Below are 24,450 nucleotides of genomic sequence, written 5' to 3'. Positions count from 1 at the left end.
ACCTTATATTTTATTAGCTACAGCCACCGCCGTTCTTAAACGTTGGCTACCAAACGCTGACATTTTACTAAAATCACTTCGTGCAATAGGTACATATTGGCAATCTATTGCGAGCTGTTTATCACTGCCGGGCTCACAAAACGGATCGTGAACATACACGCAGTGCTCATCAAGGTGCGTAACACACACCCAATGTGGCGATTTTTTACCATCAAAACTGTATGTGCTAATTAATAACAGCACACTAAAGCCTTTACTTAACCACTGCTCAATATGCTCAAGCTCTACATCTTTATGTGTAAGCGGTATATTTGCTTGTGCAATACCATCTACAAATTGTTGATGCACGGTGGCAAGTACCACTTTTTTATTCTCATTGCGTACGCCATCTAAAAACAAAGGCTCTGTGGTATTAACCATTACTTCGCTTTTAAAACCACGCTTATGAGCGGCAAGTGCCAAACCAAACGGATGGCAACCACCATGACCCGAGGTCATAAAAATAGTGGTGCCTTCACGCCAAAGTGCCAGCTCATGTGATTGGCTAAGCTCGGTTGTTGGCTTAAGTGCCCCCATTGCCATTAATAACGCCGCTGGCCCACAGGTAAACTCGGTAGTTTGCTGATACCACGGCGTTAATCGCGCTACTTTTAGCTCACTCGTTTGGCGAATATTTTTTTGCATTCGTAGGGCATCACTGTGGTCGTCGTAATAATCGTAGTATTGACCAAACACTCTGTAACCCAAGCTTTTATAAAGCCCTATCGCACCTTCGTTATTTACAGCCACCTCTAAACGAAGGTAAATACGAGCCCGCTCACACGTTTCTTTTTCAAGGCTAGTAAGTAGTGCCTTTGCAACGCCCTTACCTTGCATTGTGGGTAAAACAGCAAGCGAATATAAACGCGCTAAACGTGTGCCTTTATGGCACCACACTAGCCCGTAGCCACATACTTGCTTGCCATACTCTGCAACAAGTAAAATACCGTGCTTAGCACTTAGCCAGCGCTTTAAACTGAGCGGGCTAAGTTTGTCGTTATTAAAGCAAGTGTTTTCAACGTCAATCAATGCGTTTAAATCACTGCTAAGCGCCTTTCGAATAACAAGGTTGCTCATGTTATTACCCACGGCCTCGTGCTTCTAAACGTTGTTTAAACTCATCCATAATGATCATGTATAGCTCGTCGCCTAAATAGCCGTCTTCTACTTTGTGATCAATACTTGGGTTGTCGTTTACTTCAAGCACGTATGCTTTGCCTTGATGCTCTTTAACATCAACGCCATATAAACCCCTACCTACTGTTTTACACGCTTTTAATGCAGCATCTAATACCGCTTTTGGTAACTCAAAGGTTGGTAGAGTTTCAAAGCCACCTGAGAAAAACCGTTTAGCATCGTGGTTATAAATTTGCCAATGGTTACGCGCCATTAAATAGCGGCATGCATAAATAGCACGGCCATTTAATACACCTACTCGCCAATCGTATTCGGTATACATGTACTCTTGTGCAAGCACTAATGCACTAAATTCAAACAGCTCGGTTAATTTAGCTTCAAGCTCACTGCGGTTTGCAACTTTAAACACACCTTTTGAGAAAGACCCTTCAGGCATTTTTAAAACAAGCGGATACGTAAACGCTTCTTCTAATTGCTCAAGCGTTTCATTTGCTTGATCAGCAACTACAACCGTTTTTAAACTGGGCACTTTTTGATAATTAAATGCATCGTGTAAATACACTTTATTACAACAACGTAAAATAGACTCAGCATCATCAATAACCACTAAACCCAGGCTTTGCGCTTTGCTCGCAAGGCGATACGTTGGATGGTCAATCGCTGTAGTCTGGCGAATAAATAACGCATCAAACTGGGCAATGTTATCAATTTCGTCAAAGCTTAATGCTTGTGCATAAATACCATGTTTAGCCGCTGCTTTAATAAAACGTGCAATGGCGTCTTTATCACTCGGTGGTACTTTTTCGTTATGATCAACGAGTATTGCCATGTCCCATCTAAAACGACGTTGTACCGAACTAATACGCCACTGCGTTTTAGTAAAGTTATCTAGCTTGGCTACAAATTCGCTGTACTGTTGCTCGCTTAAAGACGACATCGAGCCTTGTTGCAATAAGCCTTGCTCATCAACAAATAAAATAGGTGCCGAGTATTGTTTAAATACCGACTTTGCTGCTTTTAATTGTAAATCGTTTTGGGCATTACCAAAGTAAAGTGTACCGTCTATTTGACCCACATTTAACATAGGAGCTTGGCCACTACGTAGTGCATTAATGGTTTTTACACTGGGTAAAACTTGGTGTTTGCGCGCCTCAGCAAGTAACGAGCAATAGTAACCTTTGCTCAAGTATTGGCTTGAGTCGCACAGATTAATAATGCGTGTTTTTTGCTCATTTTGTTTTGGGTAATCACGTAAGTAGGTATTAAACGTAATTACATTTTCGAACGATTGAGCAAGCGTTTGCTCGTTGTTATCAACCACAATTAAGGTTTTAAACACGACTTTTCCTAGTTAAGTCAAAATATAAAAAGCATGCTTAGTAAAATACTAAGCATTATAAATAGAAACACCCATCGTACTAAGTGGGCATTGCGCGAATCACTTAATATGATGGGTGCTTTAACAGGTACCTACTGTACGAGTTAGCGCTTAAATTGCTTAAGCGACATGTGCTTTATATGCCCTTTTTTTAAAACGCACAAACGAGATATTTTTAGCGTGAAGATAAAAAATATTGATTAACTATATTTTCCTATTAATGCAGATTAAAATACGCAAAACAATACCTTATGAGAGTTTAAAAATGTCGCTGCCTGCTTGCCCAAAATGCCAATGTGAATATGTTTACGAGGACCAACAACTGCTTATTTGCCCCGAGTGCGCCCATGAGTGGAACCCAAATAATACAAGCGATGAAGACGCTATTTTAGTTAAAGATGCCAACGGCACATTACTTAATGATGGCGACAAAGTGACAGTAGCCAAAGATTTAAAAATTAAAGGCAGCTCGCAAGTAATTAAAATTGGCACCAAAGCGGTCGTTAGAAGAGTGCTTGATAAAAAAGATCACGAACTTAATTGTAAAGTAGATGGCATTGGCGAAATGATGGTAACTGCTAAGTTTGTGAAAAAGGCTAATTGAGTTAGCCTCCCTATAACCGAGTAGTTATAAGCGAAGAATTGGTTTTTCATATTCGCTTTAACAAGCATATACCAAAATTTTCTAACATTTTTTGGCATTGATTTATGTACATCTCGGAGTCCATTTTAGGCAAAATATATGCTAGTTGATCCTTGTCGCCATTAATATGCTTTACAGCATTTTTAGAGTAGTTAAATTTTTTGATTGCAAGTCGGGGCTTAGAGAAAAAATCAGGATTTGAATTATGGAAGTCCCATACCATTTTTTTTAAGTTTTGGTGTGAGCTTTCAAATCCATAAATTTCACTTAAACCAGATAATAATTCAGATGCTGCAGCAGATAAATGTAAGCTAGAAATAAAGCGTTCTTCATTGTACAGGTCTATAGCGTCTTCAATCATATCCATAGCAATATCACCTTTATGAATTTTCATAGTTCCCTTCTGCCTCCCTTAATATAATCAAGACATTTTACATTTTTGAGTATTACACTCTACAAAAACACTAATAATTGAGTAGTAACTCCAAGTAATATAACTACAAAATCAGATAAGTTAGTTCAAGCTATGTATATAAAGTAGTCCCTCAGAAGGTTTACTTTGCTGAAGGAAGTATTTATAAAATCTCTACCACCACGTATTCGTGTACTACACCTGCGATTGTTAACGTAATTTCATCATCAATCTGTTTATTTAATAACTGCTTACCCATTGGTGCGCCGGGTGTTACAACAGCAATGGAGTGCTGTTTAACATTTACCGTTAAACCACCAGCTGCGGGGCCTAAATAAAACCATTTTTGGGCTGCGTTATCATCTTCTAAACATACCAGCGAACCGATAGCTATTTTGTCGGTTGGTTTTTCGTTAAAAGCAGGCTCAAACAATTCTATGCTTTTATAGCAATCGTTTACGCGCTGGGCTTGGCCTTGTGCTAAATAAGCGGCTTCGAGCCCTAAGGTATCGTATTTATTTTCGGCTATGTTTTCTTCATGTGTAGCGGTGTCGTGCGCGGTTTTTGCCGCTACTTTTGCTGTTGTAAGCTGCGCTTCTAGCGCAAAACGAAGGTGTTCGATAACGTGGGTTTTATTCATGGGGATTAATACAATACAGGCTGTAAGAATAAGGCCGTTAGTTTAACATTTTTGCGGTGCTTAAAACCATTGTTTTAAACCCCGCAAGTTTGGTGGGAATACTAGCGGGGCTTAAATTAGCATTAAACAAGCAAAGAGCCGTTGGTTGGTGCAGCTCTTTGCTTGTGCTTTATTAAAAACCTTATGGCATATCTAATAATGTTTGCGTGTGGGCATCTACTTTAACTTCGTAATTTTTAGCGCTTAAGCCCAATAGCTCTGGCAAGGTTGCCGCTATACAAATAGACGAGAACGTACCCACTACAATGCCGGTAAATAATGCTATAGCAAAACCTTGCAGTGGTGCGCCTGCAAGTAGCCAAACGCTCGCAACCGTTGCAAGTGTGGTACCCGACGTTATTAGAGTGCGCGTTAGTGTACTTTTAATCGCATTATTAATAATAGTCGCTGGGCTAAGTACATTATTTGATTGAACACGTAAAAGCTCACGCACTCTATCTCCTACTATTATTGAGTCGTTAAGTGAGTAACCAATAATAGCCAGTAAGCTTGCCAGCACGGTTAGGTTAAACTCAATTTGTAATAGTGAAAACAATCCAAGTACGAGTATCAAATCGTGCACTAGCGCAACCACAGAGCCAACAGCTAAACGCCATTCAAAACGCACTGCAAGGTAAAGCATTACCGCAATCATTGCAGCAAACATGGCTAAACAACCTTGATCAAATAGCTCATCGCCTACTTGTGAGCCAATATAAGCCGACGATAAAACTTGTGCATTTATATCATTGTTTTGTGTAACAGCGCTTTGCCAATCAAGACTATTAGCTGTTGTTGATGTAGTTGATGCACTTGGCGCTTCTCTTAATTGAAAATGACTATTACCTTGCGCAGTTAGCTCAAACTCACCGGTGTGATTTTTAGCAATAAACGATTGAAGCTCTTTTAATTCAACACTTTGACTGGTTGTAAACTCAGTTAAATAACCGCCGGTAAAATCTAGGCCGAAATTTAAACCTTTTTGCGCAAGCGTAAATACAGATAGCAGCACTAAGATGGCGCTTAAAAGCATGCCCATAAAACGTAAACGTGTGCCCGCCTCACCTTTTAAAAAATAATTAAGCATGTGCTTTTACTCCTGCTTTTTTACCCATTTTTAAATACAACATTTGGCTTAATATTTTTGATACATACACACCTGTAAATACAGATGTTAAAAGCCCCAGTGCGAGTGTAATGGCAAAACCTTTAACGGGCCCATAGCCTATGCCGTATAAAATAAGTGCGGTGATCATGGTGGTTATATTGGCATCAAATATTGTATTTGCGGCTTGTTTATAACCCTCTTGAATAGCTTGATATGGTGCACGGCCTTTACGGCGTTCTTCTTTAATGCGTTCAAATATTATTACGTTCGTGTCTACCGCCATACCTATGGTTAATACTAGGCCTGCAATGCCTGGTAGCGTTAATACAACCCCTGGTAATAATGACATTAAGCCCACAAGCGACGTTAAATTTAATATAAGTGCTACGTTTGCAATAAGGCCTAAACGGCGATACCAAAGCGCCATAAATGCAAGCGTAATACCCATGCCTAACATAAGTGCGGCTAAGCCATTACTTATGTTTTCTTGGCCGAGGCTTGGCCCTATTGTTTGTTCATGCACAATTGTAACGGGTGCTGTAAGCGAGCCTGCACGTAATAACAATGCCAGATCGGCTGCCGCTTGTTGGCTTTTCATATTGGTAATACTAAAACGCGAACTTAAATGCTGAGCAATATTAGCAACATTAATAACTTCGCTTTTTTTAACGACTTCGCCTTTAGCGTTTTGAGAATACTCAGAGTAAACCGTCGCCATTGGCTTACCAATATTGGCTTTTGAAAACGCCGACATTGCATCCCCGCCTTGGCCGTCTAGGCTAAGTTGAACAAGTGGTTTGCCCCAATCATCGCGGCCTATATTGGCATTATTAATGTGATCGCCTGTAAAAATTGGTACAGGATCGAGCTTTATGGTTCCGCCCGATTGCAGATTAAATGTTTGTCCGCCTATTTCTTTTAATTGATAAAAACCAAGCGATGCTGTTGCACCAATAATACGTTTTGCTTCGGTTGGATCTTGCACGCCCGGTAGCTCTATACGAATGCGGTGTTTGCCTTGTTGCTGTGTTACCGCTTCGGTAATGCCTAACTCTTCAATACGCGAGCGAAGGGTTGTAAGTGTTTGCCCCATAACCTCTTTATCAAAGGCGCTGCGGCCTTGCTCTGAATAATTAAATTTGGCAGTTTTAACGCCGCCGTTATTACTTGTTACAACGGCTAAATTAGCAAATCGGCTTTGTAGCTCTTCAATAACAGGGGTTAACTTGTCGGTTGCATTAGGCAATGCGTTTATTTCAAACCCGTGCTGAGTTTGCTGCGCTTTTACGCCATGTGCTTTTTGCTTAATAATGATTGATTTAGCTTGTTGATACGCACTGACTAATTGCTCATCAACGGCTTTATCTAAATCTACGTCTAGTACAAATAGCACACCGCCATTTAAATCAAGGCCTAGCTTTATTGGTGATAAACCAAAATTTTGTAACCATGTAGGGCTGGTTGCATGCTCAACAATTTTAACTTGCGTGTTTGGGTACTGCGCTTTTATAGCCGCTTGCGCCTGAGCGCTTTTAGTTGGCTCGTTTAAAAGTACATTAATAGTTGATTGCTTATCTACGCCCTGCTCAACCTCGAACCCTTGGTTATTTAAAAAAGTAACTAGGGTTTTAGTGGTTGGTAAAGATTGCGTTTCGCTGTGCGGCGTATTACTTACGTGCAACCACGATTTATTAGGGTATAAATTTGGTAATGCGCTGATAGCTAATAAAACCAATACTATTAGCATGGCTATATAGCTTAATTTGAACTTAGCCGTAGACGGCTTTTTATCTTTTTTAAAACTTAACATGTTGAATCCTTATTGCCAGCAAATGCTGGCAACGTGCTTTTTAAAAGCACAATTAATCTGCAGGCTAAAACTTTAAAAGTTAAAACCTAATAAAATTAAATAAGGAAAATTAAGCGTGGTAGGTAGTTACGGCAGTGTAGAGTAAGTTAACGTCTTTCCAACCACTTAAGCGCGACTTTTTACTATTAGTTACAAGCGTATACCAAGGTTGTATGCGGTTAACGGCTCTCGGTCGTAAAAATATATGCCTAACAAGATTTTGAGCAAAAAATTCAAAAACCACATCGTATTCTGGCTCACTTTGAACAGTGTGCAAAAACAAAGATGAATTATTGGCAGTTAATCTTGGTTGGTGCGCGTCAAAGTCGGTTTGATGCGTTTTTTTATGCTGCGTAGTATCTACAGACTTAGTAATAGGCTGTATTTTAGTTAAATCGTCGATATCAGTAAGCGAAAGCTGCGTACTAACATTAATATTTAAATTTTGTGAGGCGCCCATAGCATTGCTCTGCACACTAAAAAGTGCAGCAAGTAGCAAAAAGGCAGTTAAAAACACTCTAAATTTAAACATTCACGTTTTAAAACTAAAATAAAGGATGCGTAGTATATAAGGGCAAGCATTTAAAATACAATGCCTATTAATTAAGTATTTAGTTTTAGCAGAGATCACTAATGCGCTCCAGACAAAGCACAGAAAAACGACCAGACGCCATGAATTTACGCCAAAGTGTAAAAACACTGTGGCCCTACCTTACAAAATTTAAAGGCCGTGTTTTTATTGCACTTATGGCGCTTATAGGCGCAAAAGGTGCCACGCTTTTAATGCCTTGGGCGCTTAAAGAAATTATAGACTCGGTAGATAAGTCGATTAACCCACTGTTAGTTATTCCTGCTTTATTGTTATTGATGTACGGTGCGCTGCGTTTTGCTAGTGTATTTTTAGGTGAGGTAAGAGATGCTGTATTTTCTCGCGTAACAGAGCACGCCATGCGTGATATTGGTTTAAAAGTATTTAAGCATTTGCATTCACTTGAGCTGGCTTTTCATTTAAACAGGCAAACTGGCGGTATTAGCCGCGATATAGAACGCGGTACAAGCGGGTTAAGCTTTTTAATGCGTTTTTTAATGTTTAACATTGTGCCTACTTTATTTGAAATACTGACCGTTGCGATTATTTTTGGCACGTTGTTTTCTGTTTGGTTTGCGCTTATTACATTATTGGCAGTTGCTATTTACATTACCTTTACTGTGATGGTTACTCAGTGGCGAAACCGCTTTATTAGAGAAGCAAATGCTGCCGACAACCAAAGTAATACCCGCGCTATAGACAGCCTACTTAACTATGAAACTGTAAAATATTTTAATAATGAACAGTTTGAAGCTAAAACGTACGACACCTTTTTAGCAAACTGGGAAAAAGCCCGTTTAAAAAATAGAATGTCGTTGCTCGCCCTCAACTCAGGCCAAGCACTTATTATAGCTTGTGCTATTACCGCGTTAATGTGGTTGGGCTCAACCGAGGTAGTTGCAGGTACGCTCTCAATTGGTGAGCTGGTAATGATTAACGCGTATATGATTCAGCTATTTTTACCACTTAACTTTTTAGGTTTTGTGTACCGCGAAATAAGACGCGCCCTTACCGACCTTGAAAATATGCTTGGATTATTAAATAAAAAACCACAAATAACCGATGCACTCAATGCAAAGGAGCTCAATATTAGCCAAGGTGAAATAATATTTAACAATGTAAGTTTTAGTTACAATGCGCATCGCCCTATTCTTAATAATCTTAGCTTTAGTGTAAAAGCGGGCAGCAAAGTAGCCATTGTTGGGGCCAGTGGGGCTGGTAAAAGCTCATTGGCGCGACTGCTCTATCGTTTTTATGATGTAAGCGCTGGTGAAGTTAGTATCGATAATCAAGCAATAAACTCAGTTACACTTAATAGTTTACGAAAAGCCATTGCAATAGTCCCGCAAGATACCGTGCTCTTTAACACCACGATTCGTGAAAATATCGCTTACGGTAGACCATCAGCAAGCGATGCAGAAATTGATAGAGCCATTGCAATGGCGCATTTAAAAGACTTTATAACAACTCTTGATAAAGGCGATAGAACACTGGTTGGCGAGCGTGGTTTAAAAGTATCCGGCGGCGAAAAACAGCGTATTGCCATTGCGCGCACCATTTTGAAAAAGTCCCCTATTTTAATTTTTGATGAAGCAACATCTGCACTCGATTCTCATTCTGAGCAAGCAATACTCGCGGCAATGCGTGAAGTTGCCAGTAACCATACGAGTATTGTTATTGCCCATCGCCTTTCTACTATTACCGATGCAGACACCATTATTGTGCTCAAAGCCGGACAAATTATTGAGCAAGGTAAGCACGAAGAGTTACTTAATCTCGCCGGAGAATATGCTCGTATGTGGGAGCTTCAGCAAAATAAATAGTAAACAAGCGCAGCATAAAGCCCCGCCTACACATAAATTTATACACTGCCATTAACCGTAGGCGGGAGTTTACCTCGCGCTTTTTAAAGCCAATTTAAACAAGCGCGGCATAAAGCCCCGCCTACACATGAATTTACACACCGCCATTAACCGTAGGCGGGAGTTTACCTCGCGCTTTTTAAAGCCAATTTACAACAGCGCGGCATAAAGCCCCGCCTACACATAAATTTATACACTGCCATTAACCGTAGGCGGGAGTTTACCTCGCGCTTTTTAGAGCTTATTTAAAACCGCGCGGCATAAAGCCCCGTCTACACATAAATTTGCACACCGCTATTAATTGTAGGCGGGAGTTTACCTCGCGCTTTTAAGGCTAATTTAAAACCGCGCGGCATAAAGCCCCGCCTACACATAAATTTGCACACTGCCATTAACCGTAGGCGGGAGTTTACCTCGCGCTTTTTAAAGCCAATTTACAACAGCGCGGCATAAAGCCCCGCCTACACAAAAATTACACCACTATTAATTGTAGGCGGGAATTTCCCTCGCGCCTTTAATCTTACTCTTCTTGCTTAATATAAGTTTTATCGAGCACTGTGGTGATTCACCTCAAAAGATTTGTTTGTCTGATTAATATCAATAACAATCGATAAGTTAAATATTCGTAACAATAAAAATGATTCACTGCTGCTTTAATTTAATCAGTGATACTCAGGAGTAAGTAATGAAAAAGAGTTTAATTGCCGCAGCATTAGCTGCCACATTTATTACCGGTTGTTCAGAGCCGCAAGCAAAAAAAACAGACGAGCAACAATCTAAAGTAACTACAGAAACAGCGGCACAAAAAGCAGAGCTAGGTAGTTTTGGTGTTGATTTAACGGCCCGTAATGAATCCGTTAAACCAGGCGATGACTTTTTTATGTATGCCAGCGGCACATGGTATGACAACTACGAAATGCCTGCAGATAAAACCCGCTATGGTGCATTTTCAGGATTAGCTGAGCGAAGTGAAGGCGATGTTAAAGCTATTATTGAAGAAATAGCCGCACGCAAAGATTTAAACGCTGAGGAGCAACTCGTTGCTGATTTTTACAACGCCTATATGGATACCGAAACACTTAATAAACTAGGTGTGGTACCTATAAAGCCATTATTAAGTGAAATTAGTGATATATCGTCGACTGACGATTTAGCTGAAATGTTTGGTAAATCTTGGTTAACCGGTAATAAAGCCCCTTTTGGCGGCGGCATGTGGTTTAATCGCCTAGACCCTAACAAATATGAAATGTCGCTAGGTGCTGGTGGTTTAGGCTTACCCGATCGCTCTTACTACCTTGAAGACGCTGAGCGCTTTGTTAAAACCCGTACAGCTTATGTTGCTCACATTGCTGACATGCTTAAGTTTGCAGGAGTAGAAAATACCGCAGAGCGTGCTCAAGCAATTGTTGATCTTGAAACCAAAATTGCACAAGGTCATTGGCCTCGTGAAAAGCGTCGTAATCGCGATTTAACGCTAAACCAAATTGAACGCGCCGATTTAAGCACTGCTTACCCTGGCTTTAACTGGGATTTATACTTTGCGCAAACAGGTTATAAAGTACCTCAGTTAAATGTATCTCAGCCTGAGCCAATAAAAGCGATGATTGAGCTAATCAATCAAGAAGATATTGCAGTATGGAAAGACTACCTAACGTATCACGCTATTAGCGGTAACGCAGGTTTACTATCAGAAGACATATTTAATACTAACTTTGCTTTTTTTGGTAAAGAACTAAACGGACAACAAGAGCCTCGCCCTCGTTGGAAACGTGCAATAAGTCAAATGTCAGGCACAAGTTCGCTTGGTTTTGCTATTGGTAAAATATACGTAGCACGTTACTTCCCTGAATCATCAAAACAACAAATGTCAGAGCTGGTTGAAAACCTTCGTACAGCCCTTGGTGAACGTATTGATAACCTAGAGTGGATGGGCGATGAAACTAAAGTAAATGCGCGCGCTAAACTGGCTGCATTTGTACCAAAAATTGGTTACCCCGATGTATGGCAGTCTTATGAAGGTTTAAGCATTACTAAAAACGATTTAATCGGTAATGTGAAAAACATGCGTGAGCTTTTCCACGCAGAAAGTGTTGAAAAAGAGCTACAAAAAACAGACCGTAACCGCTGGGGCATGACACCACAACGCGTAAACGCTTACTACAATAGCTCGTTTAATGAAATTGTATTTCCGGCTGCGATATTACAACCGCCGTTTTTCGATCCAAATGCCGATCCGGCTGTAAACTATGGCGGTATTGGCGCTGTAATTGGTCACGAAATGGGTCATGGATTTGACGATCAAGGTTCAAAATCAGACGAAAACGGTGTGCAACGTAACTGGTGGACTGATGCTGACCGCGCTGCATTTGACAAAAAAGCCGATCAACTGGCTGCGCAGTACAGTAAATACGAGCCAATCGAAGGTAACTTTGTTAATGGTCGAAATAGCCTTGGCGAAAACATTGGTGATGTAGGTGGGCTATCAATGGCTTATCACGCTTATAAGCTAAGTTTAAATGGTAAAGAAGCGCCTGTTATTGACGGCGTTACTGGCGATCAGCGTTTCTTCCTTGCGTGGGCACAAGTATGGAAAGAAAAACGTACTGAGCAAAGCATGCTTAACCAACTGCGTGGTGGCACACATGCCCCAGGTCGCTTTAGAGCACAAGCGCCGCGTAACCACGATGCATGGTACAAAGCGTTTGATGTAAAACCAGGCGATGCGTTATACCTTCCTGAAGATGAGCGTGTACGTATTTGGTAAGTAATATAAGGCTTTAGTTAGTCTCATTTAATTTATTACTCTTTAGGCAACTCATTAAATGAGTTGCCTTTTTATTGGATTAAACTTGCTCTTAAATCTTCTTTAAGTCAGCACCAAGACTCTTCACTAGAATACATTTTAGATAGTTTTTAAACACGGCTGTTCTAATCTGTTTTAATACTTACTAGCCCTTGAATGCATTTACCTTTAGAATACGCATTATAATTTTATTCTATTATTTACATATATTAAGGCGAAACGCAGATGGGAAGAGCTTACCAAAACAAAAAAGATTCAATGGCTAAGACTGCGGGTGCTAAAACTAAAGTTTATTCTAAGTACGGCAAAGAAATTTATATTTGTGCTAAAAACGGCGGTGTTGATACCGACGGAAACTTAGCGCTTCGCCGCTTAATTGAACGCGCAAAAAAAGACCAAGTACCAGCACACGTTATTGACCGCGCAATAGAAAAAGCAAAAGGCGGCGGTGGCGAAGACTACGCAGCAACACGCTATGAAGGTTATGGCCCTGGTAACAGTATGATTATTGTTGACTGTTTAACAGATAACAACAAGCGTACCTTTGCTGATGTACGTGTTTGTTTTACCAAAGCAAATGCTAAAATTGGTGCACAAAACTCTGTTTCACATTTATTTGATCACCTTGCTATTTTTGTGTTTGATGGTGATGACGATGAAGCTGTACTTGAAGCACTAATGATGGCTGATGTTGATGTTACCGATGTCGAGGTAGAAAATGGTAAAGTAACCGTATTCGCACCTCACACTGAATACAATAATACTCGTACAGCCCTTGAAGAAATGGGTGTAACCGAGTTTGATGAAGATCTAATTGCTTTCGTACCACAAATTGAAACCCCTATTGAAGGTGAAGATGTCGAAGTAATGGAACGCTTTTTAGCAATGCTAGAAGATTGTGATGACGTACAAAACGTTTACCATAACGCGCAGTTCTAATCTCTAAGCAATTATAAAAAGGGAGCAACGTGTAGCACGTTGCTCCCTTTTTAGTTTATATTATTCATTATTTAGTACGCTTAAATGGGTAAATCTGTTGTTTAAGCATACCTACCGGCATGTAATCCCCTACTACACCGTATGCTTCTGGCCACTCTTTTTGATCTTTAACAGCAGTACCAAACACATAATCTAAAAACGAAAAATGCGCAGCGTAATTGCGGTCAATCGCGGCTTTATCTGACGCATGATGCCAATGATGAAATTGCGGTGTAACCATAAAGTACTTAAGCCAGCCAAATTTAACACGTACATTTGCATGGTTAAATACCGCTTGTAAGCCTACAATTATTACGTACAAACTAATTATTTGCTGTGAAAACCCAAGTACAAATATAGGCGTAAGCACTAAACTGCGAGTAACGAGTATTTCAAGAATATGTTGGCGAGAACCAGCTAACCAATCCATTTCTTTAGCACTGTGGTGTACGCCATGAAAGCGCCATAATAGAGGGACTTCGTGATAAGCACGATGCACCCAATACTGCATTAAATCAGCCACGAGTATTATTAAAAACAACTGCACTAAAAATGGTGTTTGCTCTATATAACCTTGTACTGTAGATGATACAGCCCAGCCAAAGCCATAATGCACAAAGTGGTTAGTAACGAGTAATACAAAACCAATAATTAAATGATTTACAAAAAAGTGGTTTAAATCGCCTCGCCATTCACTACGTAATATTTTTTGATCTTTACGATGAGGTAATAACTTTTCAATCACAATAAAGATGAGTGTTGAGCCGAGTAAATCTAAAATAAACCAATCAAGCCCTATATAAGGTGTATCAGAAGCAAACTCGTTTACTTCAACATTTGGTCCACCGAACATAATAGCAAGTAGAATAAAAAACCACGCTGTAGCCCCTAACCGCTTATTGGTATTACGTACAAAGTTAAGTAATCCTAAACTACCCGAGACCAATAGTGATGCAAACATAAGCTGACGCAAAAAGTCGACGCTATAGCTTTTTCTCAGCTCTGGTGTGGTTAAGTATTCAGGGAAGTGAAACGCTAATACACCTAAACAACTCAGTATTGCTAAAAAGCAAGCTATGTAGCCACTTATATTACCCTCTCCTATCTGAAGATGGTTGGTGCGAAATATTTTTCGTGATAAAGCCTTGATCATTGTTGTTATTCCTTGCTTCGTTGAGCTGATTAAATACAACGAAATTCCATTGATTTACACACCCACATATTAACAAAATTTAGGGTATAAAAAATACAAATAGCTCACTTCATAATCTGAGTTGCAAATATACAGGTAAATTAAACACAAAAAAGCCACGCAATGCGTGGCTTGGTTGGATAAAGCTAAACTTTTACAAGGTCAATTATAAGTACCGACCTAATGCTTTAACTTGGTCTAACATGCGGTTTGAGAAACCCCATTCGTTATCGTACCAAGCCATTACTTTAACTAGTTTACCATTGGCTTTAGTTTGAGTTGCATCAAAGATAGACGACGCTGGGTTGTGATTAAAATCAATAGAAACAAGCGGAAGCTCGTTGTATTCTAAGATTTCTTTCATTGAACCTGTTGCTGCAGCTTTCATTACTTCGTTGATTTCTTCAGCTGTAGTATCGCGTTTGGTGATAAACGTAAAATCTACTAAAGAAACATTGATTGTAGGTACACGTACCGACATACCATCTAATTTACCTGCAAGTTCTGGCAATACTAAACCAACAGCTGCAGCAGCACCTGTTTTAGTTGGGATCATAGATTGAGTTGCACTACGTGCACGGTATAAATCTGGGTGATAAACGTCAGATAAGTTTTGATCGTTTGTATAAGCGTGAATAGTCGTCATGCTACCTTGTTCAATACCTACTGTGTCGTTAATTGCTTTTGCAATTGGTGCTAAACAGTTAGTAGTACAAGATGCGTTAGAAATGATATTGCTATCAGCATTAATTACATCGCTGTTTACACCATGCACTACAGTTGCATCCAAACCAGTTCCTGGAGCAGATACGATTACTTTTTTAGCGCCTGCAGTAATATGTTTAGCAGCGTCATCACGTTTAGTGAAAAAACCAGTACATTCTAAAACGATGTCTACATTTAGCTCTTTCCACGGTAAGTTCGCAGGGTCACGCTCTTGCGTTAATGTAATTACGTCATCACCAATTAGCATAGTGTTGTTTTCAAGTGTTACTTTTTTAGAAAATTGGCCATGAACTGAGTCATACTGCGTTAAATGTGCATTAACGTTAGCTGATGCTAAATCATTAATTGCTACAATTTTAATTTCGCTGTTTTGAGCTGACTCATAAAGTGCACGTAATACATTTCTACCGATACGGCCGTAACCGTTTATTGCTACATTAATCATTTTAGACTCCTATTTAAGTTCACTTGCTTGGCGAGCAAGCGCTTCAATTGCTTGCCAGTCTTTATTTTCAATTAGTTGTTTATCTAACATCCACGTACCACCAACACAAATAACGTTGTTAAGCGCTAAATAGTTAGGAGCAGTTGCTAGGCTAATGCCGCCAGTTGGGCAAAAAGTAATATGTGGTAATGGGCCACCGATTGATTTAAGCATGGCTGTTCCACCTGCAGCTTCTGCAGGGAAGAATTTTAAATACTTAAAACCGTGCGATGCAAGTTGCATAACTTCACTTGCCGTTGCAGCGCCTGGTAAAAATGGTATATCTGATGTTTTAGCCAACGCAATAAGCTCATCGCTCACACCTGGACTCACCATAAAATCTGCACCTGCGGCAACCGAAAGATCAAAACTTGCTTTATCTACTACCGTACCAGTACCAACATAGGCTTCAGGTACTTCTGCTTTCATCAGCTTTACAGCTTCTGCAGCAATAGGTGTACGTAGTGTTATTTCTAAGGCTTTTAAGCCACCGTTATATAACGCTCTTGCAAGTGGTGCTGCATCTTCTAATTTTTCGATTACAACCACTGGCACTACAGGTGCCGATGCTAAGATTTTTTCAATACTCATTACTTGTTCCTCATTACCCAATATGGCTAATATTTATTCAAGTCCAAAAGCACTCGCGCCTAAATCGGCACTGCTTACGATATTTCTAAATCCAGTAAATAATTCGCGACCTGTACCAAATGTTGCACTTGGCAGGCTAAGTTCCGCTTCACGCTTAGCAAGTTCTTCGTCACTAACGTGTACTTTTAATATTCCGTTAGGTGCATCAAGCGTTACTAAATCACCTTCTCGGATTTTAGCAATAATGCCGCCTTCTACTGCCTCTGGTGCTAAGTGAATAGCAGCAGGTACTTTACCCGATGCACCCGACATACGACCGTCAGTAACAATGGCTACTTTAAAGCCTTCATCTTGAAGCGTTGCCATTACTGGCGTTAACTTATGTAGCTCTGGCATACCTTTCGCTTTAGGGCCTTGCTCTTTTAGCACGGCAATAAAGTCTTGGTTTAATTCACCACGGGTGTATGCATCTTGCAGAGCACTTTGTGAACTAAATACTTTTGCAGGAGCAGTAACGGTTTGATGTTCTTCAGCAACAGCTGACACTTTGATAACAGCTTTACCTAAGTTGCCTGTTAGAAGTTGCAAACCACCTTGCTTACTAAATGGGTTACTCACTGGGCGAAGTACTTCTTCATCGTGTGAGTTTGTTGGGCAATCTACCCATTTAACTTTAGTTGGGCCGGTTGAGTCGCTCATGATCACGTTATCATCTTTATCAAGACGTGGCTCTGTCATGTAAGGTGCAAGGCCGTCACCTAACATTGTTTTAACGTCTGTGTGTAAGTAACCAGCACTTGCTAGCTCTCGCATCAAGAAACCCATACCGCCTGCTGCTTGAAAGTGGTTTACATCAGCTGAGCCGTTAGGGTAGATACGTGTAAGCAGTGGTACAACTTCTGATAAATCAGACATATCTTTCCACGTAACCTGAATGCCGGCAGCTTTTGCTATCGCAACAATATGAATTGCATGGTTAGTAGAACCACCTGTAGAAAGCAAACCAACTAAACCATTAATAATGGTTTTTTCGCTGATCACATCTGCTAAACATGGACTTTCTTTATCATCAGTAAGCTGCTTAAGCATGGTTTCCACAGCATTACCTGTTAATCCATCGCGAAGCTCAGTATAAGGATTAATAAACGAGCTACCAGGAAGGTGTAAGCCCATTATTTCCATTAACATTTGGTTTGAATTGGCAGTACCGTAGAACGTACACGTACCTGCGCTGTGATAAGATGCACTTTCAGCTTCTAATAAATCTTCACGGCTTACTAAGCCTTGTGCAAATTTTTGTCGAATACGTGCTTTTTCTTTGTTAGGAATACCTGATTGCATTGGACCTGCTGGTAAAAAGAACACAGGTAAATGACCAAACGACAGTGCACCAATTAATAAACCAGGGACAATTTTGTCACAAACACCTAAGCAAAAAACACCATCAAACACATCGTGCGAAAGAGAAATTGCTGTGGACATAGCAATTACATCGCGAGAAAAAAGTGAAAGTTCCATGCCGTCACGCCCTTGCGTAACACCATCACACATTGCCGGAACGCCACCCGCAACTTGCGCTGTAGCGTCGTATTTTGTTGCAATGTCTTTAATTAAATCTGGGTAATCTTTGTATGGCACATGAGCCGATAACATATCGTTATATGAGTTGATAATAGCAAGATTTGGCTGTTCATCAGCCTTTAAGCGCGCTTTGTCATCACTGCTACATGCAGCCATAACATGGGCTATATTTCCGCAACCTAAACCGGCACGAACTCTTGTTTGTTTTTTTGCGTGGGAAATACGATCTAAATAGTCTTGACGGGTTTGTTTACTGCGTTCTATAACGCGTTGGGTAACTTCTTGAATACGAGGGTGTAACATAATTTAACTCATCTCTATTAGTTAGAGGATAAAGGCTCAGTAGCAACTACAGACTCCACGTAAATAACTGTACTGAGCATCTTTGATTAACCCGTTCAAAGGTACGCTACCAGGGAGCCTCTCACAACAACCCTGACACCGGTGTCACTGTATTAACTCATAGCACTGACACCGGTGTCAACCCTGAGTAACAAAAATAGTCTAAAATTTTTATATGGACAAATAATGACCTTATCAATTTTTATGCAGAAGATAGTTTTTAGCAAGTTTTAAATTAAAAAAGCCTGAGCATCATTTATATACTCAGGCTTTTATGGAATCATTAAAGAGTTACTTTACGGCAGAGGTAGATTCTCGTGTAATTAATTGTGATTCCAGCGTAATTTGATATGGTTGCTCTTGTGGTTGAGATATATGTAATATAAGTTGTGTAACTGCTTGTTTAGTCATTTCTTCAACAGGCTGTGCGATTGTAGTTAAACCAGGCCAGATATGACGCGCAATAGGTGCATTATCAAAACCAGCTATTGAAATGTCATCAGGCACTTTTAATTGACGCTGGGTAGCTAATTTTAATACCGCTGCCGCCATGTAATCGTTTGAGGCAAATACGGCTGTTGGCCTAGGGGATAAATCTAAGATACTTCGCGCACTGTCGACACCAGAATGGTAACTGAAGTTACCCTCCTCTACTAAACGCTCATCAAACTCGATTCCATGACTTGAAAGTGAACGTCTATAACCCTTAAATCGCTGTTGCGTGGCGCTATGATCGGGGTGCCCCTTAATAAACGCAATAGATTTGTGACCCAGCTTGATTAAATGCTCGGTAATTTCAAATGCCCCCTGCTCATCGTTGCTACGTACCGAGATAGAGTCATCTTGGAGCACCGCTGAAGCAACTCTAGCGTAAGGAATATTTTTAGATTTTAAAAAATCAGCTAACTCAGGAAAATCACCAAAAGGGGGAGTAAGTACAATGCCATCTAAACGCGACGTTTGCAAAAGCTGGTCTACATTATTAATAAGCTCTTCACCTCGAAACTCGCATGGGTGAATTAATAAATTGTAATTATTTTCTTTACAAGCCGCAAGTGCGCCGGTTTGTACACGCGTTATATAACTTTTACTTGGGTTATCATAAAGGCACCCAATAATGAAACTACGATTTTGCGCAAGACCGCGCGCGATAGGGTTTGGAGTGTAATCAAGTTCTTTAAAAACCGCGAGCACCTTCTCACGAGTGGAGGCGCTTACATTGGGCTCATTATTTAAAACTCGAGAAACAGTTTTTTTAGAGACCCCAGCATGGCTCGCTACACTATTTATGGTTACTTTTTTCATCTATCCATTATCCAATACAACCAACACGGCTAAAATCCTAGTTGCTATTGTGTAAACACGCAGCAGCACCAATAAGAGGTATGTTATCTTGTGTTACAAGTGTTACAGGGATTTGCCCCGCGTACTGCGACATAATACCTTTTTGCGAAAATCGTTCAACAAAACGACTTTCTAGAAGCCTAGCCTGCATACGAGGTAAAATTCCCCCACCAATAAATAAACCACCCAGCGCGCCATATACAACAGCTAAATCACCAGCCACACTGCCAATCCAATCACAAAATTGATTAAGCGTTGCATCACATACTTCGCACTCACCGCTATTAGCTAGGCTGCTAATTTGTGCGGCATCTAAATTTTTAGCTGTTACGCCCTTAACCGCAGACATTGCTTTGTATAAATGCGTTATGCCAGGGCCTGAAAAAACTGTTTCGATAGAAACATGGGGATGTTCTTTGCGTAATTCATTTAATAACAAAGTATCGAGTTCATTAACAGGAGCAAGTGAAATATGTCCCCCTTCTGAGCTTAACACCGCTGTAGACTGGGATGTTCTTACTAAGCATGCTGCACCAAATCCGGTACCAGGACCTATAACACCAATGTTCGCATTGTCATCAGCTTGACCTGATTTAACGACTACATTTTGCACAGGGTCTAAATAAGGGGCCGCGTAAGCAAAAGCAGCAAAATCATTAATTACTTCTAGCTGATTTAGCCCAAAATGATCTTTGAACTCACTAACGCTAAAATGCCAACCTAAATTAGTTAGATGTACTTGCCCTGCTTTTATAGGGCCTGCAACAGCCAAACATGCGCGTTTAGGTGTAATGTGAGGTACTGCTTGTAAATATTGCTCCAGCGCACTTTCAAGTGACCCAAAGTTAGCACTCGGAAAAATATTAATGTGCTTTATAACAAATTGGTTATTATGCTCATTAAAAGCTGTTATTAAAGCAAAACGGGCATTTGTGCCGCCAACATCAGCAACTAAGATAGGAGCAAATTGGGAAGAAGCGTTTGGACTCATAGTATTATCTCTTTTGTTAAGCGACTAATGCTTATTATTCTACAACAGCGAACCGTTGTTATTTATACTTTGAGCTATCACCTCAAAGCAGCTATCACGGTAAAAAATGCTACCTATAGAGATATAGACAGCGAATACGTTTTGACAACAAAATGATAAAACATTTACATTATGACACCGGTGTCAGCACTTTATCAATAAAAATATACGTTAATTCATAAAAAGCTTGAAATTATTCATTAATAAACGAAAATAACACAATTATTTATCAATTAAATTAAGTTTTAACAATGAAAGGTAAAGCTACCTCGTTTGACATTGCCCACTATGCAGGGGTATCTCAATCAACTGTATCTCGCGCTTTACGTAACAGCCACCTTGTTAATGAAGAAACACGCAAACGTGTTCATGACATTGCTAAAAAACTTAATTATAAAGTTGATAAAAATGCAAGCAATCTGCGTACTCAACAAAGTAGTACGCTTGCACTACTGTTATTTGAAGATCCTACTTCTGACGAATCACAAATAAATCCTTTCTTTTTAGCAATGCTTGGTAGCATTACCCGTGCTTGCGCTAAAGAAGGCTACGATTTATTAGTATCATTTCAATCGGCGAGTGCTAATTGGCAAGCAGACTACGAAGATAGCCATAGAGCTGACGGGATTATTTTACTCGGTTATGGCGATTACATTGATTACCAACCAAAGTTTAAAACATTACTTGATCAAAATACTAAGTTTGTATGTTGGGGTGCAACCGTAGATAACCGCCCTGATTTAACCGTTTGTTGTGACAACTACAGTGGCGGTAAGCTAGCTGCTGAGCACTTTATAGCTCATAATAGAACAGATTGTGCTTTTATTGGTGATGCATCTGATCACAGTCCTGAATTCTTTAGTCGATTTCAGGGTTTTAAGGATGAACTACTCGCTAGTAATGTCGCCATTAATGAGCGTAAAATGGCAAACGCTATCTCTACCGAAGAATCAGGCTATCATGCAACACGTTCTCTAATTGCTAATAATATTAAGTTTAACGCCCTATTTGCTGCAAGTGACTTAATTGCCATTGGCGCAATACGTGCTTTAAAAGAAGCCAATATCAACGTGCCTAAGGATGTCGCCGTCGTAGGTTTTGATAATATTGCTATTGCAAGTTATGTAAATCCACCACTGACGACAATAGAGCAAAATACAACTATTGCAGGTCAGATGCTGGTTGAAAACCTGTTAAAATTAATTCGCGAAGAAAAAGTACAAAGTACTCTACTACCACCGGTATTAATCGCTAGAAAATCAAGTTAACCGAAGCTATTTCAGTGTGTAATGCTCATTTTATTAAAATGTATCTACCCTCATCATATCGCTCTTTAAAAGGCTATAAATTAGCCTCGAGTTGCACAAAATAGCTAAACTTTTTTGTTATCTTGCTTATTTATAGCCGCTTATATACCATCAATGTTCCCAAATAAGATATGGACTATAAGACAAGTTTATGGAAAAAATATTATCGTTATTATTACTTGCAACCTCTTCACAATGTTTTGCTGACTCAGTCTATATTGGCGCAGATTACATATCTAGCAATATTGAAGTTAGTAACGAAGATGTAAAGCCTAAAGCAACAGCATTACGCTTAGGGGTAAGCAATAATAATATGGCCTTTGAAGCTCAATATTTATTTTCTAATGATACTGATAATATTTATCAAGTAGAGTTTGATTTAAAAAAAAGTACAGCGCTATTTTTTGTTATGCAGTCTGACGTAGTTAATGGTTTTGGACTAGATGTATCAGTAGGCTATGCAATAAATGACATCAATGTTTCAGGCCCAACTGAGACCATAAACGATGATTTTCAATACAAAGGATTCGCTTGGGGTTTAGCTGTTCATCAAGATATTCCTTATATTAAAAATACCCACGTAAGACTTGGTTATCAATCGTTATATAATAAAGATGATATAAAAATTACGGCTATTTCACTTGGTTTAACATACCAATTTTAATCGTTCGCTTATTATAGAAAAGGTATTCTCATACAATGGCAAAATTATACACTCTTCCACGATTATCAATTATTGCAGTGTTATTAGCAGGTGTTGTTGGCTGTGGTTCTGATACGGACTCTTCTGAATTAGTTAAAGCAATAAAATTAGAAAAATTACGCTCAGAAGGAACCATCATAGAATCAGTTACAATCGTTGACAATCAAACACGCTTACGAGTAGGCGAACAGTATCAACTTAGTGCTACGGGTATTGATAGTAACGGTGAGACAAGAGATATAACAAACGAGCTAACTTGGACCTCAAGCAATACCGACGTTGCAACAGTTAATAGTAATGGACTAGTAACCGCAGTAGCTAATTCTTCCGCTAATCAAGGCATAGTTACTATTACTGGTACAACTATTAATGGTATCGAAGGTGAAGGCGAAATATCAATAAGTGATGCGGCAGTTGCAAGTATTCAATTAAAGCAAGCTTCACCAGAAACTGATCACATTAATACTTGTATTGATGCAAAAATTAATGGTGATGTTAGTTATGTTGACGGTTATGTATCTTTAAATACAATAAAAGATATGAGTTTTTCTTTAGACGATTTAACAACCGCAACTATTGATTCAAAAGGTATTTTATACACCTCGGCAGCAGAGATTGAGAATACAACTATTACTGCAAAGATTGGAAATATAACAGATCAGTTAGCAGTTACTGCTAGCCCCATGAACTTAGACAGTATCGATATTCTAATTGATGATGTATCAACTGATACAATTACACTTGATATTGGCACACGCGTTCAGCTTAATGCTCAAGCTAGTTTATTAAACAATGAGTCTCCTTTCGATATTGACAATAATGTCACGTGGTCAATATTAAATGAAGATTCAGCAGGTATTACAACAACAGATGAGAATAAAGGAACCCTGTTCACTTTGAAGCCTGGCGTGACCCAACTTATAGCGACATGTGGCGGAAAACAAAAAATTACCACATTAGAAGTAACTGGTGATACAACATTAGACTCCATCGAGATTAATGATGGTGAAAGCACTCTTACTTTAGAGCCACTAAAAACGATTGATCTTACTTTAACAGCAAAGTATACAACGACCCCTTCTACTTTAAATGTGACAGAATTTGCCAACTGGAGTTTAAATAGTAGTAACATTATTAGTGCCGAAATAATTGACCCGGGTACTGATGAAGCTAAATATAGATTAACCAGTAATTCCAATGATAATGGAACAGCAATTGTTTCAGTAGCTTACGATGGAATAGTCTCTAGTATTCAAATAAATATTGAATAAGTAGTAAGCTAATTTAGTCATACTTATAAAATAGCAAACACTGTATATAAATTGCCCCCATAGTTAGACTATTCTAATTGGGGGAGCCTTTTTATGTCTAAATATTTTATTAAACTATATGCACCATCTCCATTATTTAAACACTTATTTTATTGACATAAATTTAATCAAAACCTCTAAATTACTAGGGGTTGTTGTTCTTTGCGGATTAAAATCTGTTCAAACTGGGGACTATTTAATTGCGGCGCGAGATTTGTAACCTAGTGGGCTAAGTAAAACCGAGCAAAACTTCCGCTTCGTGCTCACGCCCCTTACCTACATCCATGTTAGCAATAAAGAGTAAATACCCCTAGGAAAAACCTCCGGCAGCGCCTGTTTGGCATTAATGCCGCGTTATCGTCC

At 39.5% G+C, this 24,450-nt stretch carries 20 protein-coding genes; 7 read left to right on the top strand and 13 right to left on the bottom strand.

All coding sequences use genetic code 11. The features are described 5' to 3' along the window. Window positions 1-3: 3 nt before the first annotated feature. Window positions 4-1,116, bottom strand: a complete 1,113-nt coding sequence (locus V6260_RS01485; protein WP_341592261.1) for a GNAT family N-acetyltransferase/peptidase C39 family protein — start codon at window positions 1,114-1,116, stop codon at window positions 4-6. A gap of 4 nt (window positions 1,117-1,120) precedes the next feature. After that, window positions 1,121-2,515: a RimK family protein gene (locus V6260_RS01480; protein WP_341592258.1), complete on the bottom strand. Its 1,395-nt coding sequence runs from the start codon at window positions 2,513-2,515 to the stop codon at window positions 1,121-1,123. A 304-nt stretch (window positions 2,516-2,819) separates the two neighbouring features. Between V6260_RS01480 and V6260_RS01475 the strand changes: the two genes are divergently transcribed. Continuing rightward, window positions 2,820-3,158 carry a zinc ribbon domain-containing protein YjdM gene (locus V6260_RS01475; RefSeq protein WP_341592256.1) on the top strand — a complete coding sequence of 113 codons (339 nt, stop codon included), beginning with the start codon at window positions 2,820-2,822 and terminating at the stop codon, window positions 3,156-3,158. A gap of 46 nt (window positions 3,159-3,204) precedes the next feature. On the opposite strand, the gene V6260_RS01470 is transcribed toward V6260_RS01475, so the two are convergent. From V6260_RS01470 to V6260_RS01450, 5 genes are all read right to left on the bottom strand, one after another. Further along, on the bottom strand, window positions 3,205-3,591 hold the full coding sequence (locus tag V6260_RS01470) for a hypothetical protein (protein WP_138488983.1): 387 nt from the start codon (window positions 3,589-3,591) through the stop codon (window positions 3,205-3,207). Between the two features lie 181 nt (window positions 3,592-3,772). Beyond that, the gene (locus V6260_RS01465; RefSeq protein ID WP_341592253.1) at window positions 3,773-4,249 is read right to left on the bottom strand and encodes a GreA/GreB family elongation factor; all 477 of its coding nucleotides are present in this window, start codon (window positions 4,247-4,249) and stop codon (window positions 3,773-3,775) included. A gap of 181 nt (window positions 4,250-4,430) precedes the next feature. Next, complete coding sequence (gene secF, locus V6260_RS01460; RefSeq protein ID WP_341592251.1) at window positions 4,431-5,375, bottom strand: protein translocase subunit SecF; 945 nt, start codon at window positions 5,373-5,375, stop codon at window positions 4,431-4,433. Then, window positions 5,368-7,206, bottom strand: a complete 1,839-nt coding sequence (secD, locus tag V6260_RS01455) for a protein translocase subunit SecD (RefSeq protein WP_341592249.1) — start codon at window positions 7,204-7,206, stop codon at window positions 5,368-5,370. Before secD ends, secF begins: the two co-directional genes overlap by 8 nt. Window positions 7,207-7,315: 109 nt before the next feature. After that, window positions 7,316-7,777 (bottom strand): hypothetical protein, encoded by a 462-nt coding sequence (locus V6260_RS01450; RefSeq protein ID WP_149614821.1) that lies wholly within the window; start codon window positions 7,775-7,777, stop codon window positions 7,316-7,318. 101 nt (window positions 7,778-7,878) lie between these two features. Here V6260_RS01450 and V6260_RS01445 point away from each other — a divergent pair, with 101 nt between their 5' ends. The 3 genes from V6260_RS01445 to V6260_RS01435 all read left to right on the top strand — a co-directional run bounded on the left by V6260_RS01445 (window position 7,879) and on the right by V6260_RS01435 (window position 13,438). Further along, window positions 7,879-9,657: an ABC transporter ATP-binding protein/permease gene (locus V6260_RS01445; protein ID WP_341592246.1), complete on the top strand. Its 1,779-nt coding sequence runs from the start codon at window positions 7,879-7,881 to the stop codon at window positions 9,655-9,657. A 724-nt stretch (window positions 9,658-10,381) separates the two neighbouring features. Continuing rightward, entirely contained in the window at window positions 10,382-12,460 is a 2,079-nt protein-coding gene (locus tag V6260_RS01440) for a M13 family metallopeptidase (RefSeq protein ID WP_341592244.1), read from the top strand. Between the two features lie 264 nt (window positions 12,461-12,724). Next, window positions 12,725-13,438 carry a YebC/PmpR family DNA-binding transcriptional regulator gene (locus tag V6260_RS01435; protein ID WP_341592242.1) on the top strand — a complete coding sequence of 238 codons (714 nt, stop codon included), beginning with the start codon at window positions 12,725-12,727 and terminating at the stop codon, window positions 13,436-13,438. A 67-nt stretch (window positions 13,439-13,505) separates the two neighbouring features. Here the strand turns inward: V6260_RS01435 and V6260_RS01430 are convergent, their stop codons facing one another. The 6 genes from V6260_RS01430 to glk form a co-directional block, all read right to left on the bottom strand. Further along, window positions 13,506-14,630 (bottom strand): sterol desaturase family protein, encoded by a 1,125-nt coding sequence (locus tag V6260_RS01430; protein ID WP_341592240.1) that lies wholly within the window; start codon window positions 14,628-14,630, stop codon window positions 13,506-13,508. A gap of 205 nt (window positions 14,631-14,835) precedes the next feature. Continuing rightward, window positions 14,836-15,840: a type I glyceraldehyde-3-phosphate dehydrogenase gene (gene gap, locus V6260_RS01425; protein ID WP_341592238.1), complete on the bottom strand. Its 1,005-nt coding sequence runs from the start codon at window positions 15,838-15,840 to the stop codon at window positions 14,836-14,838. A gap of 9 nt (window positions 15,841-15,849) precedes the next feature. Then, window positions 15,850-16,470: a bifunctional 4-hydroxy-2-oxoglutarate aldolase/2-dehydro-3-deoxy-phosphogluconate aldolase gene (gene eda / locus V6260_RS01420; RefSeq protein ID WP_002959756.1), complete on the bottom strand. Its 621-nt coding sequence runs from the start codon at window positions 16,468-16,470 to the stop codon at window positions 15,850-15,852. Window positions 16,471-16,503: 33 nt separating this feature from the next. Further along, window positions 16,504-18,354 carry a phosphogluconate dehydratase gene (gene edd / locus V6260_RS01415; RefSeq protein WP_341592233.1) on the bottom strand — a complete coding sequence of 617 codons (1,851 nt, stop codon included), beginning with the start codon at window positions 18,352-18,354 and terminating at the stop codon, window positions 16,504-16,506. 330 nt (window positions 18,355-18,684) lie between these two features. Then, entirely contained in the window at window positions 18,685-19,698 is a 1,014-nt protein-coding gene (locus tag V6260_RS01410) for a LacI family DNA-binding transcriptional regulator (RefSeq protein ID WP_341592232.1), read from the bottom strand. Between the two features lie 37 nt (window positions 19,699-19,735). Beyond that, window positions 19,736-20,728: a glucokinase gene (glk, locus tag V6260_RS01405; protein WP_341592229.1), complete on the bottom strand. Its 993-nt coding sequence runs from the start codon at window positions 20,726-20,728 to the stop codon at window positions 19,736-19,738. 290 nt (window positions 20,729-21,018) lie between these two features. Between glk and V6260_RS01400 the strand changes: the two genes are divergently transcribed. The 3 genes from V6260_RS01400 to V6260_RS01390 all read left to right on the top strand — a co-directional run bounded on the left by V6260_RS01400 (window position 21,019) and on the right by V6260_RS01390 (window position 24,048). Continuing rightward, the gene (locus V6260_RS01400) at window positions 21,019-22,035 is read left to right on the top strand and encodes a LacI family DNA-binding transcriptional regulator (protein ID WP_341592227.1); all 1,017 of its coding nucleotides are present in this window, start codon (window positions 21,019-21,021) and stop codon (window positions 22,033-22,035) included. A gap of 190 nt (window positions 22,036-22,225) precedes the next feature. Further along, window positions 22,226-22,738 (top strand): outer membrane beta-barrel protein, encoded by a 513-nt coding sequence (locus V6260_RS01395; protein ID WP_341592226.1) that lies wholly within the window; start codon window positions 22,226-22,228, stop codon window positions 22,736-22,738. A 35-nt stretch (window positions 22,739-22,773) separates the two neighbouring features. Continuing rightward, window positions 22,774-24,048, top strand: a complete 1,275-nt coding sequence (locus V6260_RS01390) for an Ig-like domain-containing protein (protein WP_341592225.1) — start codon at window positions 22,774-22,776, stop codon at window positions 24,046-24,048. Window positions 24,049-24,450 lie beyond the last annotated feature (402 nt).

Source organism: Pseudoalteromonas aliena (assembly GCF_038155085.1).
Lineage (GTDB): Bacteria > Pseudomonadota > Gammaproteobacteria > Enterobacterales > Alteromonadaceae > Pseudoalteromonas > Pseudoalteromonas aliena_A.
This window is presented reverse-complemented; position numbering and strand designations above follow the sequence as displayed.

Excerpts from the sequence above, each read along its gene's own strand:
- V6260_RS01440 (WP_341592244.1), top strand. The coding sequence starts at position 10,382 with ATGAAAAAGAGTTTAATTGCCGCAGCATTAGCTGCCACATTTATTACC.
- edd (WP_341592233.1), bottom strand. The coding sequence starts at position 18,354 with ATGTTACACCCTCGTATTCAAGAAGTTACCCAACGCGTTATAGAACGC.
- V6260_RS01470 (WP_138488983.1), bottom strand. The coding sequence starts at position 3,591 with ATGAAAATTCATAAAGGTGATATTGCTATGGATATGATTGAAGACGCT.
- V6260_RS01445 (WP_341592246.1), top strand. The coding sequence starts at position 7,879 with ATGCGCTCCAGACAAAGCACAGAAAAACGACCAGACGCCATGAATTTA.
- secF (WP_341592251.1), bottom strand. The coding sequence starts at position 5,375 with ATGCTTAATTATTTTTTAAAAGGTGAGGCGGGCACACGTTTACGTTTT.
- V6260_RS01400 (WP_341592227.1), top strand. The coding sequence starts at position 21,019 with ATGAAAGGTAAAGCTACCTCGTTTGACATTGCCCACTATGCAGGGGTA.
- V6260_RS01475 (WP_341592256.1), top strand. The coding sequence starts at position 2,820 with ATGTCGCTGCCTGCTTGCCCAAAATGCCAATGTGAATATGTTTACGAG.
- V6260_RS01465 (WP_341592253.1), bottom strand. The coding sequence starts at position 4,249 with ATGAATAAAACCCACGTTATCGAACACCTTCGTTTTGCGCTAGAAGCG.
- secD (WP_341592249.1), bottom strand. The coding sequence starts at position 7,206 with ATGTTAAGTTTTAAAAAAGATAAAAAGCCGTCTACGGCTAAGTTCAAA.
- V6260_RS01410 (WP_341592232.1), bottom strand. The coding sequence starts at position 19,698 with ATGAAAAAAGTAACCATAAATAGTGTAGCGAGCCATGCTGGGGTCTCT.
- glk (WP_341592229.1), bottom strand. The coding sequence starts at position 20,728 with ATGAGTCCAAACGCTTCTTCCCAATTTGCTCCTATCTTAGTTGCTGAT.
- V6260_RS01435 (WP_341592242.1), top strand. The coding sequence starts at position 12,725 with ATGGGAAGAGCTTACCAAAACAAAAAAGATTCAATGGCTAAGACTGCG.
- V6260_RS01390 (WP_341592225.1), top strand. The coding sequence starts at position 22,774 with ATGGCAAAATTATACACTCTTCCACGATTATCAATTATTGCAGTGTTA.
- eda (WP_002959756.1), bottom strand. The coding sequence starts at position 16,470 with ATGAGTATTGAAAAAATCTTAGCATCGGCACCTGTAGTGCCAGTGGTT.
- V6260_RS01450 (WP_149614821.1), bottom strand. The coding sequence starts at position 7,777 with ATGTTTAAATTTAGAGTGTTTTTAACTGCCTTTTTGCTACTTGCTGCA.
- V6260_RS01485 (WP_341592261.1), bottom strand. The coding sequence starts at position 1,116 with ATGAGCAACCTTGTTATTCGAAAGGCGCTTAGCAGTGATTTAAACGCA.
- V6260_RS01430 (WP_341592240.1), bottom strand. The coding sequence starts at position 14,630 with ATGATCAAGGCTTTATCACGAAAAATATTTCGCACCAACCATCTTCAG.
- V6260_RS01395 (WP_341592226.1), top strand. The coding sequence starts at position 22,226 with ATGGAAAAAATATTATCGTTATTATTACTTGCAACCTCTTCACAATGT.
- gap (WP_341592238.1), bottom strand. The coding sequence starts at position 15,840 with ATGATTAATGTAGCAATAAACGGTTACGGCCGTATCGGTAGAAATGTA.